The following is a 12,983-nucleotide window of genomic DNA, read 5'->3' as shown; positions in this document are numbered from 1 at the left end:
TGGTCTGCTGGCCCCCGACCAGGGCAGCGTGCGGTGGCAGGGGCAGCCCCGGGGCCGGACAGTCCGCGCCCGGCGGCGCCAGCAGGCCCGCATCGGCACCCTCTGGCAAGACCTGCGCCTGATCGAGGAGCTCACGGTGCAGCAAAACCTCAACGCCGCCCGGCTGGCGGTGTGGGGCTGGCCGCGGGCCCTGCTCAACCTGTTGCTGCCGTTGGAAACCGCAGCCTGCGCGGCGGTGCTGCAACGGCTCGATCTCGATCCGGCCCTGCTTAACCAGCCCGTCTCGGCCCTCTCCGGGGGCCAGCGCCAACGGGTGGCCCTGGCCAGGCTGCTGCGGCAAGACCCCTTGCTGCTGCTCGCCGACGAACCCCTGGCCAGCCTGGATCCACGCCTGGCCGCCGATCTGCTGGCCCTGCTGCTGGAGCTGGCCAGCCCGCCAAGGGCCCTACTGCTCAGCCTGCACCGCCCCGACCTACTGGCCGGTTTCGACCGGGTCGTGGGGCTGCGGGCCGGCCTGCTGGTATTCGACCAGGCCGGCTCCAGTCTCGAAACGAGCCAGCTCGAGGCGCTCTACGCCGGTGCCGAAAGGCCATGAGGCCCGCGGCGCCGCTGTGGGTCCTGCTGCCCGCCCTGGTGCTCCTGCCGCTGCTGGCCCTGCTGCCCGGGATCAGCCATGGCGGCGGCTGGGAGCTGGTGGGCGAGTTTGCCGCCGCCGCCCTGCAGCCCTCCCTAGACCCGCTGGTAGTGGGATCGGTGCTGGGGGGCCTGGGCGTTACAGCTGGCATCGCCCTGCTGGGCTGGGCCGCCAGCCTGGCCCTGGGCCTGGTGCTCGGCATCGCCAGCTCCCGGGTGGTGTGGCACACCTGCTGTGGCAACGCCGCTCCAGCCAGCTGGATCCGTCGCCTGCTGGCCCTGCCCCGCTCCATCCATGAACTGCTCTGGGGACTGCTACTGCTGCAGCTGGTCGGGCTGCAGCCGGTGGTGGCGGTGGTGGCGATCGCCATTCCCTTCGGGGCCCTGGTGGCCCGGGTGGTGAGCGACCTGCTCGATGCCCTGCCCACCGCCAACCTGGAGGCCCTGCGCTGTGGTGGCGTAGCCGGACCGGCCGCACTGGTTACCGCCCTGGGGCCACCGCTGCTGCCCCAGGTGATCAGCTACAGCGGCTACCGGCTCGAATGTGCCCTGCGCAGCGCCACCATGCTGGGGGTATTCGGTCTGGGGGGCTTGGGCACCGAGCTGCGTCTCACCCTGCAGTCACTGGCCTTCAGGGAACTCTGGACCGGCCTTTGGCTCCTGTTGGCGGTGATGCTTCTGCTGGAGGCGCTGGTGGGCTGGCTGAGGCGCCGCTGGGCCATGCCGGCGCGGCTGGGACTCGACCGGCGGGGCGTGGGCCGGCAGGGCCGGGAGATCCTGGTGGCATTCCTGGTGCTGCTGCCATCACTGGGCCTGGTGGCCTGGCAGCTTGGGATCGAACCCGCCGGCCTGCTGCGCTGGCAGGGCCTGCCCCCCCTGGGCCCGGCCGACTGGGGCGCGATGCTGACCCTGCCCTGGGCGAGCCTGGTTGGCAGCACCCTGCTGCTCACCCTGCTGGCCGCAGCCCTGGCCGTGGGTCTGGCGCCATTGATGCTGCTGGTCACGCAGCCCTGCCGGCCCCTGCTGGCTTTGGTGCAAGGGCTCTGGGCCCTGGGGCGGCTCTGGCCACCGCCGCTGACGGCCCTGCTGCTGTTGTTTGTGCTGCAGCCCGGGCTGGTAACCGGCGCCCTGGCCCTGGGGTTCCACAACCTCGGCATCCTGGGCCGACTGTTGCTGGAGGCAGCCGAAACCAGCGGAGCTCCCCAGCAGCAGGCCCTGCTGGCGGCGGGGGCAGGCCCCCGGCTGGCCCTGCTCTACGGCCGCTTCAGCTCTCTGGCCCGCCCCTACCTGGCCTATGGCGCCTACCGGAGCGATGTCATCCTGCGCGAATCGGTGGTGGTGGGCCTGGTGGGGGCCACGGGCCTGGGCAGCCAACTGCTGGAGTCCCTCAGTTCGTTTGCCGGCGACGAGCTGCTAGCTCTGGTGCTGGTCTATGCAGCGCTGACCCTGCTGGGGGAAGATCTCAGCGACCGCGCACGCCTCTGGCTTCTGGAGACCCCCCATGGTGATGGCCCACCCCAGGAAGCTGGTGGCGCTTGGCGATAGCGGCGTCTTCGGCTGGGGTGACCCGCTGGAGGGGGGCTGGTGCGAGCGGTTGCGGCGCCATTGGATGGAACTGCCCGGCGGCCCGGTGCTCTACAACCTGGGCGTGCGCGGCGACGGGCTGGAGCGTCTGACGGCCCGGCTGAAGGCCGAGGTGGGCTGCCGCGGCGAGCTGAGGCGCCAGCAACCCCAGGGGATCCTGCTGGGAGTGGGCCTGAACGACACCGCCCGGGTGGGGCGAGCCAATGGCCGGCCCCAGCTCGATGGGGAGGGATTCCTATTTGGCCTGCAGCAGTTGCTGCACCAGGCCAAGGCGATCGCACCGGTGTTCGTGATTGGCCTCACCCCGGTGGACGAGGCGGCCATGCCCTACGCAGGGGTGCTCTGGTATCGGCTGGACGACATCCGCCGCTATGAGGGCCTGCTGGAGGAGGCCTGCCTGGAAGCGGATGTGCCTTTTCTGCCACTGCTGGAGGGGCTGCTGGCAGACCCCGACTGGCCCCAGTGGCTGGCCAGCGATGGCCTGCACATCAACAGCGAGGGGCACCGGCAGGTCTACCGCCGGGTGAGTAGCTGGCCTGCCCTGTTGGCCTGGGCCGACCTGGTGCCCCTGGCGGGCCTAACGCCGATGGGGTGAGCGGTAAATCCCCCAGGGGGGTGGTCCCAGTTCCCCCGCTTGGGGGAGCTGGGCGGGGCCCTGCCGCGGCGACGGTGGAAACACCGACATCCCGATCCCCATGTCCACCTGTCAGATCCACGAGCGCAACCGCAGCTGGCTGGAAGCCATGGCCGCCAGCCCCGACGCCAACACTCGCCTGCGCTGGCGTAACGCCCTGGTGGAAGAGAACCTTGGCCTGGTGCGGATGGTGGCCCAGCGCCAGAGCCTGCGCAGTGGCCATCCCTTCGATGAGCTGGTGTCGGCCGGCAACATGGGCCTGATCAGGGCAGTGGAGGCCTTCGATCTGCGCCAGCGCTGCAACCTCAGCAGTTTTGCGGTTCCCTACATCAAAGGGGCGATGTTGCACGACGTGCGAGACAACGGCCAGCCCCTGCGTACCCCCCGGCGACTGCGGGAATTGCAGCAGCGGGCCAGGCGCCTGCAGGAGCAGCGGCGCAGCCGGGGCCTGGCACCCCTAGCAAACGAAGCCCTGGCCGCGGAGCTGGGCTGCCGCAGCGGCCAACTAGAGGAGGCAGCCGCAGTTCAGCGGGCGCTGCAGGTGCGCAGCCTCGATGCCCCCCTTGGCCCAGAAGACGCTGGGGAGCCCAGCTGCCTGCTCGATCAGCTGGCCGCCCAGAGCGCCCCAAGCTGGGCAACCGACGAGGCAGGGGATTCAGGCGATGGCCCCCAGGGGCCTCAGCAGTGGTTGCAGACCCAACTAGACCAACTCGACACCCAGGACAAACGCCTGCTGGAGGGCCACTGGTTCGAGGGGCGGAGCTGGAAGGAACTGGCCCTGGAGCTGCGCCTCAGCGGCCGCCAGGCCCAGCAGCGGGGCGAAACCCTGCTGGGCTGGCTTCAGGCGGCCGCGGGCCATGTCCCAGCCAGCGCCACCCAAAGCACCATGGCCAGCAGGGCGGCAATGGCCGTCTGAATCCCATTGACCAGCTCATTGCTCAACCAGCGCCAACGCTGCTGGGCGGTGGCACCAATCAGGCTCTCAAGCAGGGTCGCCACCAACCCCACCAGGGTGACCAGCAGCCAGGTGGAAGCACCAGACAACAATCCCAGGGCCAGCATCAGCAGGGCCATCAAGGCGCTGCCGACCAGGCTGGCGGCGGTGCCCTCCAGGCTGATCGCCCCCTCGCTGCCGGGGGGGACGGGGCGAAGGGTTGTGATCAACACGGTATGGCGGCCCCAGCGCTTGCCGATCTCACTGCCGAAGGTGTCCGCCAATTTGGCGGCGAAGCTGGCGGCAAAGCCGATCAGCAGCAGGGGCTGCCAGGCCGGCGGCGCCAGGGCAGCGGCCATCGCCAGCAGGGTGCCGGTGGCCGCCGAGCCCCAGACGTTCTCGGGGCCGCGGGCCCCGCCGCGGGCCTCCGCCAGGCCGCGGGCCAATTTGGCGCGAAACCCCAGGCGGGTTACCGCCGACCCCAGCACCAGGTAGAGCACCACGGCCAGCCAGCCCCGCGGCCCCAGACAGCCCCACAGCAAAGTGCCAAGGCAGCCGGCATGAACCCAGCCGGCCCGGGTCAGCACTGGCAGGCGCTGGGCCAGGGCAATCAGAGCGGCATTCAGGGCCAGGGCACCTAACCAGTGGCCCCAGCTCTGGGGGGCAACCAGGGCCAACTCAGAAATGGGCACGCAGGGGCAATCGAATAGCCAAAGTGTGTTGCACTGACAAGGTGCTGGTGGATCGGGGAAAGTGGCCGGCCATAATCGTTGCAGAACGCTGCTGCAGCAATGTTGTTCAACCGCAAGCCTGCTTTTTTTCTAGACCTGGGCAGTGAGGGTGCGACCCCGGCCAAGGTGGCGATCGCCGAGCCCAAACCCAGCGCCGCAAAGGCGGCTGAGGGCAAATTAGCGGCGGTTCTAGCCGCAAATCCGGCCCCGGCACCCGCAACCCAGCCGGGCAACCAACCCAGCAGCCAGCCCAGCAGCAGCCAACCCAGCCTCACCACCGCAGAAGCGATTGCCGCTGAGCTGCGCGCTGCCCAGGAAGCCCTGCCCGCTCCGAGCCTGGCCACCTTCGCCCCGGAGTGCCTCAACCCAGCCAATGCCCTGCCCAGCCGGCGGCGGCTGGCTGGCGCCAACCTGGCCGGTTACAAGGCGATGGCCGCCGGCATGTTTCGCAACTAGGAGACCAGGCTCTGGCGCCAATGGCTGAGCAGGGCAGCTGCCGCCACGGCGGCGGTGCTGCAGCGCAAGATCGTCGGCCCCAGGCTCACCGGCTGCCAGCCCTGCTCCAGCGCCAGGCCCTCCTCCGCCGGGCTCCAGCCACCCTCAGGGCCGATCGCCACCACCAGCCCCTCGCCGGCACTGGCGGGCCCTGGTGCGAGGGGCGCCAGGAGCTCCTGCAGTAGGGGGAGGCCCAGGTTGCGGCTGCTGGCCAGCAGGCCCCGGCCGGCACCATGGGGCGGCGGCAGACCCAGCAGCGCGGTGGCTGCCACTGGGGAGCGCAGCTCGGGCTGCCAGAGGCGCTCACACTGCTCGACAGCCTCCCGCACGATGGCGGCCCCGCGCTCTGGCCTGGGCCCATCGGGCCCGACGCTGCGCTCTGCCCACAGGGGCGAGATGCGATCTATCCCCAGTTCCACCACCATCCGCAGAAGCACATCGGCGTCCCGGCGGGGCAGGGCCAGGGCCAACTCCAGCAGGGGAGCGGGCGGCCCTTGCTGCTGCAGTGGGGCCTGCAGGGGTTGCTCGAGCACCGCCCCATCCACCTGGCTGAGCTTGGCGCTCCAGAGGCGGCCAGCCCCATCCACCAGGTCAAAGCGATCACCCGGGCGCAAGCGCAATACCCGGCCCAGGTAGTGGGCCTCGGCGGGCTCGAGGGCCACTTCCTGGGCCGCCAGCCGCGCGGGGGGAATCAACAGCCGCCGCAATTCCCGTGCCACAGCTTCACCTAGTCGTCGATGGCGTCGAGGCCGGCGAACATCGCCTCGGGCTGCTCCTCAATCGGCCAGTCATCGTTGAGACCACCGATCAGCAGCTCCTCGAGTTCGAGCACGTCGTTGTTGAGCTGGCTCAAGGCATTGATCAGCACATCGAGGGCTAGGGCATCACTGGTGCCCAGATCCACCCAGCAGCGTGCCCACTCCTCCTGGTATTCGATCGGGCCCATGTTGTGCATCAGGGCCGGCAGGGCCGCCGCTGCCGAATCGTGGCTGTAATCCATCCAGCCAAGTTCGGCCCCCTCCTCGTGGGCCTGGAGGTTTTCGGCATTGAAGCCACCCAGCTTGCCGAGAAAAAACCAGCTGTCGAAGGCGGTTTCCAGGTAACCCCGCTCGCCGGCACCCACCGGGTGGGGGAAGCGCATCCAGATCCAGCAGTTGAAGGGATTGAACTCGCGGAAGCGCACCTCCATGGCAAGGGGAAAAGGCGAGAAAACTGCCCCCATCAAACACGCCCGCCGGCATGCTGGGTCGATGCTTGAACTGCGCAACCTCTGCTATCAGGCGGCCACCGCGGGCCAGCCAGTGTTGCGCGGGGTCAGTCTGCAGCTGGCGGTGGGGCAGCCAGCCCTGGTGGCCGGCGGCAGCGGCAGTGGCAAGACCACCCTGCTCGAATTGATAGCTGGCCTGGCCGAACCCAGCAGCGGCCAGGTGCTGTGGGAGGGGGAAGCCCTCAATGCACGCCAGCGGCGCTGGCTATGTGGGCTGGTGTTTCAATTCCCGGAGCGCCACTTCCTCGGGCTGAGCGTGGGCCAGGAGCTCAAACTCGGCCAGCGGCGGCTCACGGCCGAGGAGGCTGAAAAAACTTTGGTGCAGGTGGGCTTGGGGGGGCTTTCGCTGCAGCAGCCGCCTGAGCAACTCAGCGGCGGCCAGCAGCGGCGGCTGGCCCTGGCGGTGCAGCTGCTGCGCAACCCCAGGGTGCTGCTGCTGGATGAACCCACCGCAGGCCTCGACTGGGCGGTGCGGGGCGAAATCCTCGAGTTGCTGGCAGGCCTCGCCCGGGAGAGGGCCGTGCTGGTGGTGACCCATGAACCCGAGTTGTTCGGTAGGGTGATCAACGGCGGCTGGCTGCTGGAGCAGGGCGTGCTGGAGCCCCTCTGCCGGATTCCTACGATGGCCCCATCCCCGGGAGGCAAGCCTTGAGCGACCAGCTGCTGAGGGCTACTGCCGCCGGAGGCGGCATTCGGCTGGTGGCGGTGAGCAGCGGCCACACCAGTCGCATAGCCCGCGAGCGCCATGGGCTCTCCTACCTCACCAGTGCCCTGCTGGGCCGGGCCATGACGGCCGGGCTCCTGCTGGCCAGCTCGATGAAGGTGGCCCATGGCCGCGTCAACCTGCGTATCCAGTCAGATGGCCCATTGCGGGGCCTGATGGTGGACGCGGGCCGCAACGGCACCGTGCGCGGCTATGTGGGCAACCCGGCCCTGGAGCTGGACCCGGTGACGGGCCCCGACGGCCTGGCCCACTTCGACTTCCGCAGCGCCTGCGGCACCGGCTACCTGCACGTGGTGCGCGACCTGGGCGAAGGCGAACCATTCAGCTCCACGGTGGAACTGGTGAGCGGCGGCATCGGCGACGATCTCGCCTCCTACCTGCTGCACTCCGAGCAGACCCCCTCAGCAGTGTTCGTGGGCGAGCAGATCGACAGCAACGGCGTGCGCTGCTGTGGCGGCGTGCTGGTTCAGGTGCTGCCCAAGGCGGCCCACGAGCCGGCCCTGGTGGCCCTGCTGGAGGAGCGCTGCCGGGAGGTGCGCCACTTCAGCCAGCGGCTGGCGGAGTGCCAGGGCAATCTGCAGGGCCTGCTGGAAGCGATCTTTCCTGACCTCGACTCCCAGCCCCTCGATGCCGCCACTGCCTGCACGCCGGTGCGCTTCCACTGCCGCTGCAGCCGCGAGCGCAGCGTCAGCGCCCTCAAACTGCTGGGCCGCGATGAGCTCAGCGAGATGCTGGCGGAGGACGGCCGGGCCGAACTCACCTGCCACTTCTGCAGCGCCGTGTACGCGGTAGACGCAGCTGAACTCAGCGAACTGATCGCCGAATTGGCCTAGCTCAACCCAGCCAAAGGGCCCCTAGCAGCAACACCAGTAGGGCCGGCAGGCTCTGCACCTGCAGGGGGCTTAGGGGGAGCCCCAGGGGCAGGCTTGCCGGCAGGGCGGCGGTGAGGATCGCGCCGAGCAGCAGGCCCAGGCAAAGCAGGCCAAATCCCCAGCCAACGGCAGCCAGGAAGCGACGATGGCGCCACTGCAGGTTGATCACGGCCATGGCCGTGGCCAAGGCAAGCACGAGATCGGCAGGGAAGCTGGGCACCAGCAGCAGCAGCAGCAACAGGGCACCGGCACTGGCCAACGGAAACCAGAGCTCCCGGCCACTTGCCAGGGCCAGGCCTGGCAGGGCAAGCCGGGGGGCTGCTATGCGGGGCAACTGCAGCTGGGGCAGGGAGGGCACGGCCAGGCGCGGTGGTGGTGGCGCAACCTGTTCGCGCTGGGAGGCCGTCTTGGCCGCCGTGCTTACCCGACCCTGTTGGCGGGCCTTGAGCCTCTCCATCAATACGGAGTCGTAGGCGGCCTCAATCCGGGAGCGGGCCATGGAGTCATCGCCCACCTCATCGAGTCGGGCCAGCTTGGCTGCCTGCACCTCATCGAAGCTCGCATCGGCAGCAACGCCCAGCCGCTCGTAGGGGCCGGAGGATTCGGCGGCCGGGGTGGGCTGATCGGAGCGTTGGGACATAACAGGCCTGGGGAATGGTCAGAACGTTCCCAGTAGGAAGCGTATCGAGGCCTGGCTAAAACAGGGGTTCACTGCAGTAAAACCCGGCCTCCTGTTGCAGCTTGCGGCGGCAGCGTTCGGCCTCCTCGGCGCCCAGCCTCTTGCGGTGCTTGAGCAGGGGCAGCTGGGGCGGCATGTGGCTGCCTTCCCGCATCTCCACCGTGGTGGCGCCGATGGGCCCCTGGGCTGGCAGGAAACTAACGTAATCGCAGCCCCCGTCCGGGCGGGGACGCACCAGCCAGAGTGGCTTCGGCATCGCTGTGATGGTTCGTTACTTTTATTCTGGCGCGCGTAGTGGCCCTGCGTGGCTAGAGGGCGATCGGCTCCACCCCACTCACCACCGGGGCCACACCGCTGAGCTCCAGGTCTGGGTGGTCGTCGCGCAGCTGGCCCAGGTTCCAGTCGTTCTTGAACAGCAGCACGGGCCGGTTCCAGGCATCGCGCACGGTTTTGCAGTTGAAGATCCGCCCCACCTGCTCCAGCGCCGGCCAGCCTCCCAGCACCCAGCGGGCAACGCTGAAGCCGAGGGGCTCAAGGCGCGTCTGCACGCCGTATTCGTGCTCAAGCCGGTATTGCACCACCTCGAGCTGCAGCTGGCCCACCGCCGCCAGAATCGGATCGCGCTTGCTCTCGTCGATGTCGTAGAGGATCTGCACTGCCCCCTCCTCCCGCAGTTCATTGACCCCCTTGCGGAAACTCTTGAATGCCGAGGGGTTGGGGTTGCGCAACCAGGCGAACAGTTCGGGGGTGAAGCAGGGAATCCCCTCATATTCGATGCGCGGGCCGACATAGAGGGTGTCACCGATGGCGAACATGCCCGGGTTGTTGAGGCCGATCACATCGCCGGGGTAGGCGTCGTCCACCACCTCCCTGTCCTGGCCGAAGAGTTTCTGGGGCCGCGACAGGCGGATCGCCCTGCCGGTGCGGGCGTGCTGCACCGTCATGTCCTTCTCAAACTTGCCGCTGCACACCCGCACGAAGGCGACCCGGTCGCGGTGGCGGGGATCCATGTTGGCCTGCAGCTTGAACACAAAACCGCTGAATCCCGGCCGGATCGGCTCGATCACCCCGGCGCTGCTGGGCCGGGCCGCGGGCCGCTGGGCCAGCTCCAGAAAGGCATCGAGGAACGGCCGTACGCCGAAATTGGTCATCGCCGAACCAAAGAAAACAGGAGAGAGTTCACCGCCGTGCACCAGCTCCAGGTCGAGGTCGGCACCGGCCCCCTCCAGCAACTCCAATTCCTCGAGGGCCTGATCCAGGAGTTCCGCTTCCACAGCCCCTGTTTCGCGGGCTTGCTGCACCGAAAGGGTTTTCTCCTCACTGGCCCGGCCGCGCTCGGCCCGTTGAAACAGGATCAGGTTGTGGCTGCGCCGATCAATCACACCGCGAAAGCGGTCGCCACTGCCGATCGGCCAGTTGACCGGCCAGCAGGCCAGGCCCAGCTGTTGCTCGATCTCATCGAGCAACTCGAGGGGCTCCCGCCCCGGCCGGTCCATCTTGTTGATGAAGGTGAAGATCGGGATCTGGCGCATCCGGCAGACCTCGAAGAGCTTGCGGGTCTGGGGTTCGAGGCCCTTGGCGGCGTCCTCGAGCATCACCGCGTTGTCGGCGGCGGCCAGGGTGCGGTAGGTGTCTTCCGAGAAGTCCTGGTGGCCGGGGGTGTCGAGCAGGTTGATCGTGTTGCCCGAATAGTCGAACTGCAGCACGGTGGAGGTGATCGAGATGCCCCGCTGCTTCTCGAGCTCCATCCAGTCGGAGGTCACCTTGCGCTGCTCCCCCTTGGCCTTCACCGCCCCGGCCTGTTGAATCGCCCCGCCGTAGAGCAGCAGCTTCTCGGTAAGGGTGGTCTTGCCGGCGTCCGGGTGGGAGATGATCGCAAAATTCCGGCGGCGGGCCACGGCCTCAGCCAGGGCCTGCAGTTCGGTGGAGGTGGTGGTGCTGGTGGTCATCGGCCCAGCCTGACAGGCAAGAGCCAGGCCAGGCCGCGCTGTCTCGCTCCCATCCTCCTTCTGGCGATGGCCCTCGCAGGCTCAGGCTGCACCGTTCCGGTCAGCCAAAGGGGCAGCCCAACGATGGCGCTAATCCGTTCCAGGGGACAACTGATCTGCGGTGTGGAGGGCACGATGCCGGGGTTCAGTTGGCTGGGCCCCAGCAACCGGGAGCAGGGACTCGATGCAGACCTCTGCAGGGCCGTGGCGGCCGCCCTGCTGGGTGATGGGGAGCGGGTGCGCTTCGTGCACCTCAGTGCCGCCGAGCGGTTCGCAGCACTGGCGAGCGGCGAGGTGGATCTTCTGGCCCGCAACACTTCGATCAGCCTGAGCCGCGATGCGGCAGGGGGGAACGCCGTCAGCTTCGGGCCCACCGTGTACTACGACAGCCAGGCCTTACTGGTGCCGATTGCTAGCGGTGTGCGCTCGGCCGCAGATCTTGCGGGCCAACCCATCTGCGTGGTGACTGGCACCACAACGGAGCAAAACCTGGCGGACTGGGGACGGCGTAATCAGATCAACTTCATCCCACTCAAATTTCAGACCCACGACCAGAGCTTCACCGCCTACTTGCAGGGCCGCTGCCTAGCCGTGACCAGCGGCCGGGCCCTGCTGGCGGCCCGCCGCAGCAGCTTCCGTCTTCCGCAGGCGCACGTGCTGCTGAAGGAGGAACTGAGCAAGGAACCCCTGGCCCCGGCCACCCGCCAGGCAGACCCAGGCTGGGCCGATGCAGTGCGCTGGATTATCTACGCCCTGATCCGCTCAGAGGAGCTAGGCCTGAGCCAGGACAATCTGAAGGCGGAGGCGGCCGCAGCCCGCCGCGATCCGCGCCGGCTTGAGCAGCGCCGATTTCTGGGAGTCGGGGCCGACCTTGGCCTCCCCCTGGAGCTGCCCGCCGATTTTGGTGCCAGAGCGGTAGCTGCGGTTGGAAACTATGGCGAACTGTTTGAGCGCCATCTGGGGCCCCGAAGCCGACTTGGATTGCCGCGGGATCGGCATCGGCTGGTCGATGCTGGGGGTTGGATGCAGGCGCCGCCGTTCCGCTGAACAGCGCAGAGCGGTGCGCGTCCGATCGCTAAGGAATCACTTGAACGTCGCTGGTTGGCTATTTGGGATCGATCTATCAAGACCATGCCTGACCAAGCCGCCCCCACACCTCCAGGTAGCGCTCCTGTCGCGGCGCCACTTGGAGCTGGGTGCCCAGTCCGGCGTGCTGCAGCTGCTGCTCCACCTCCGCCACCGTGAAGGCCGCATGTAGGGAAACGCGGTAGTCGCGGCGCAGCACCTCGGGCGCTCCCTCCGTCTGGGAAACCACCAGCGCCTCCACCGCCTCGGCACTGGAAGGACGGCGCAGGTCTTGGATGTAGACAAAGGCCCCCGGGGCAGCCAGCTGGGCCACCGCCTGCCAGAGCACCGCCGGTTCGTGCAGGTGGTGCAACAGGCTGTTGCTCACCACCATTGAGAAAGCTCCCTCCCACTCGCCCGGATCCACGAGGGGCAACAAGGCCTGCTCAAACAGCAATCGGCCGGCCAGCTCCGGTTGGGTGGCAGACCGCTGGCGGGCCACGGCCAACATCTGCGGCGCCCCATCTAGCCCCAGCACCGCGGCACCGGGCCAGCTCCTGGCCAGGCGGAAAGTGATGTTGCCGGGGCCGCAGCCCAGATCCACCAGCTGCGGGCCGGGATCGCCGCCACAGAGCTCCGCCAGCCGCTCGCACATGGCCTGGTCAGAGTCGTTGAAGTCGGCTGCGGCATAGGCCCGCACCTGCTCGAGGCCATCCATCAACTCGGGCTCAGGGGTTCGCTCCAACGCCATCCGCCCAGCCCAGCACCTATAGGAGCCCAGTGTGGCTGGCCCTGGCAGGCCACCGCCGGTAGTGGCATCGGCTGCTTGCACACCCCATTGGTGGCGTTAAGGTTCGACTCATTGTTGGGCAGTGCCGCCAGTGACCCTCTCCGCTACACCGCCTCCAGCCGCCAGTGAGGCAAGGGATAAAGCCGCGGCTGAGAAGGCTTTTGCCGGTGCTGCCGGCAGCCCGGCGGGAGAGGCCCACGACTTCCCGGCAACCGCCCCGGCGGCCAATCCGGTTTTCTATCGCACCTACAGCCGCAAGACCGAGAGCGGTCGGGAAAGCTGGCACCAGGTGGCCGAGCGCAACCTGGAGGGCCTCCGCCGCTTGGGCGATCTCGATGGGGCTGAGGTTTCCCTGCTGCGCCGCATGCAGCAGCAGCAGAAAGCCCTGCCCTCGGGCCGCTGGCTGTGGATCGGCGGCACCGAGTGGATCGAGCAGCAGCAGAACTTCTCCGGGGCCTACAACTGCACCTCCACCAACCTGGTGGACTGGGAAGCCTTCGGGCTGATGATGGACCTGGCAATGATGGGCTGCGGCACCGGCGCCATCATTGAGCCCCATCTGATTAATAGGCTGCCGGCGGTGCGCA

15 protein-coding genes and 1 pseudogene are annotated in these 12,983 nt (G+C 68.5%); 9 read left to right on the top strand and 7 right to left on the bottom strand.

Annotation, left to right across the window (positions count from 1 at the left end):
• The 4 genes from KBZ07_RS08405 to KBZ07_RS08390 all read left to right on the top strand — a co-directional run.
• Nucleotides 1–595: ATP-binding cassette domain-containing protein (locus KBZ07_RS08405; protein ID WP_254931186.1), on the top strand; the 595-nt coding region annotated here is incomplete at its 5' end.
• Nucleotides 592–2,178, top strand: coding sequence for an ABC transporter permease (locus tag KBZ07_RS08400; RefSeq protein ID WP_254931185.1), 1,587 nt, complete (start codon nucleotides 592–594; stop codon nucleotides 2,176–2,178). The genes KBZ07_RS08405 and KBZ07_RS08400, both read left to right, overlap by 4 nt.
• Nucleotides 2,135–2,812, top strand: a complete 678-nt coding sequence (locus KBZ07_RS08395; protein ID WP_254931184.1) for a GDSL-type esterase/lipase family protein — start codon at nucleotides 2,135–2,137, stop codon at nucleotides 2,810–2,812. The genes KBZ07_RS08400 and KBZ07_RS08395 overlap by 44 nt, the downstream gene beginning before the upstream one ends.
• 100 nt (nucleotides 2,813–2,912) lie before the next feature.
• On the top strand, nucleotides 2,913–3,767 hold the full coding sequence (locus KBZ07_RS08390; protein WP_254931183.1) for a sigma factor: 855 nt from the start codon (nucleotides 2,913–2,915) through the stop codon (nucleotides 3,765–3,767).
• Here KBZ07_RS08390 and KBZ07_RS08385 read toward each other — a convergent pair.
• Nucleotides 3,692–4,471, bottom strand: coding sequence for a TIGR00297 family protein (locus KBZ07_RS08385; protein WP_254931188.1), 780 nt, complete (start codon nucleotides 4,469–4,471; stop codon nucleotides 3,692–3,694). The two genes, KBZ07_RS08390 and KBZ07_RS08385, sit on opposite strands and share 76 nt — an antisense overlap.
• 105 nt (nucleotides 4,472–4,576) lie before the next feature.
• Between KBZ07_RS08385 and KBZ07_RS08380 the strand changes: the two genes are divergently transcribed.
• Nucleotides 4,577–4,972: a hypothetical protein gene (locus KBZ07_RS08380; RefSeq protein WP_254931182.1), complete on the top strand. Its 396-nt coding sequence runs from the start codon at nucleotides 4,577–4,579 to the stop codon at nucleotides 4,970–4,972.
• Here the strand turns inward: KBZ07_RS08380 and KBZ07_RS08375 are convergent.
• Nucleotides 4,969–5,730, bottom strand: a complete 762-nt coding sequence (locus tag KBZ07_RS08375) for a 16S rRNA (uracil(1498)-N(3))-methyltransferase (RefSeq protein WP_254931181.1) — start codon at nucleotides 5,728–5,730, stop codon at nucleotides 4,969–4,971. The genes KBZ07_RS08380 and KBZ07_RS08375 overlap by 4 nt on opposite strands.
• A gap of 8 nt (nucleotides 5,731–5,738) precedes the next feature.
• The gene (locus KBZ07_RS08370) at nucleotides 5,739–6,200 is read right to left on the bottom strand and encodes a DUF3531 family protein (protein WP_254931180.1); all 462 of its coding nucleotides are present in this window, start codon (nucleotides 6,198–6,200) and stop codon (nucleotides 5,739–5,741) included.
• A 61-nt stretch (nucleotides 6,201–6,261) separates the two neighbouring features.
• Between KBZ07_RS08370 and KBZ07_RS08365 the strand changes: the two genes are divergently transcribed.
• Nucleotides 6,262–6,930, top strand: coding sequence for an ABC transporter ATP-binding protein (locus KBZ07_RS08365; protein ID WP_254931179.1), 669 nt, complete (start codon nucleotides 6,262–6,264; stop codon nucleotides 6,928–6,930).
• Complete coding sequence (gene hslO / locus KBZ07_RS08360; RefSeq protein ID WP_254931178.1) at nucleotides 6,927–7,835, top strand: Hsp33 family molecular chaperone HslO; 909 nt, start codon at nucleotides 6,927–6,929, stop codon at nucleotides 7,833–7,835. The genes KBZ07_RS08365 and hslO overlap by 4 nt, the downstream gene beginning before the upstream one ends.
• 1 nt (nucleotide 7,836) lies before the next feature.
• Here the strand turns inward: hslO and KBZ07_RS08355 are convergent, their stop codons facing one another.
• From KBZ07_RS08355 to KBZ07_RS08345, 3 genes are read right to left on the bottom strand one after another with little or no spacing between them, the layout of a single operon-like run.
• Nucleotides 7,837–8,514, bottom strand: a complete 678-nt coding sequence (locus KBZ07_RS08355; RefSeq protein ID WP_254931177.1) for a CPP1-like family protein — start codon at nucleotides 8,512–8,514, stop codon at nucleotides 7,837–7,839.
• Nucleotides 8,515–8,569: 55 nt separating this feature from the next.
• A complete protein-coding gene (locus tag KBZ07_RS08350; RefSeq protein WP_254931176.1) occupies nucleotides 8,570–8,809 on the bottom strand; it encodes a hypothetical protein in 240 nt (79 codons plus the stop codon).
• Nucleotides 8,810–8,861: 52 nt separating this feature from the next.
• Nucleotides 8,862–10,502 (bottom strand): peptide chain release factor 3, encoded by a 1,641-nt coding sequence (locus tag KBZ07_RS08345; protein WP_254931175.1) that lies wholly within the window; start codon nucleotides 10,500–10,502, stop codon nucleotides 8,862–8,864.
• A 123-nt stretch (nucleotides 10,503–10,625) separates the two neighbouring features.
• Here KBZ07_RS08345 and KBZ07_RS08340 point away from each other — a divergent pair, with 123 nt between their 5' ends.
• Entirely contained in the window at nucleotides 10,626–11,588 is a 963-nt protein-coding gene (locus KBZ07_RS08340) for an amino acid ABC transporter substrate-binding protein (protein ID WP_254931174.1), read from the top strand.
• Nucleotides 11,589–11,664: 76 nt separating this feature from the next.
• Here KBZ07_RS08340 and KBZ07_RS08335 read toward each other — a convergent pair whose 3' ends face one another.
• Nucleotides 11,665–12,357 carry a methyltransferase gene (locus tag KBZ07_RS08335; RefSeq protein ID WP_315860150.1) on the bottom strand — a complete coding sequence of 231 codons (693 nt, stop codon included), beginning with the start codon at nucleotides 12,355–12,357 and terminating at the stop codon, nucleotides 11,665–11,667.
• 130 nt (nucleotides 12,358–12,487) lie between these two features.
• Here KBZ07_RS08335 and KBZ07_RS08330 point away from each other — a divergent pair.
• A pseudogene (locus tag KBZ07_RS08330) lies at nucleotides 12,488–12,983 on the top strand (ribonucleoside-triphosphate reductase, adenosylcobalamin-dependent); the annotation flags it as partial.

The organism is Cyanobium sp. BA20m-14 (assembly GCF_024346295.1).
This window is presented reverse-complemented; position numbering and strand designations above follow the sequence as displayed.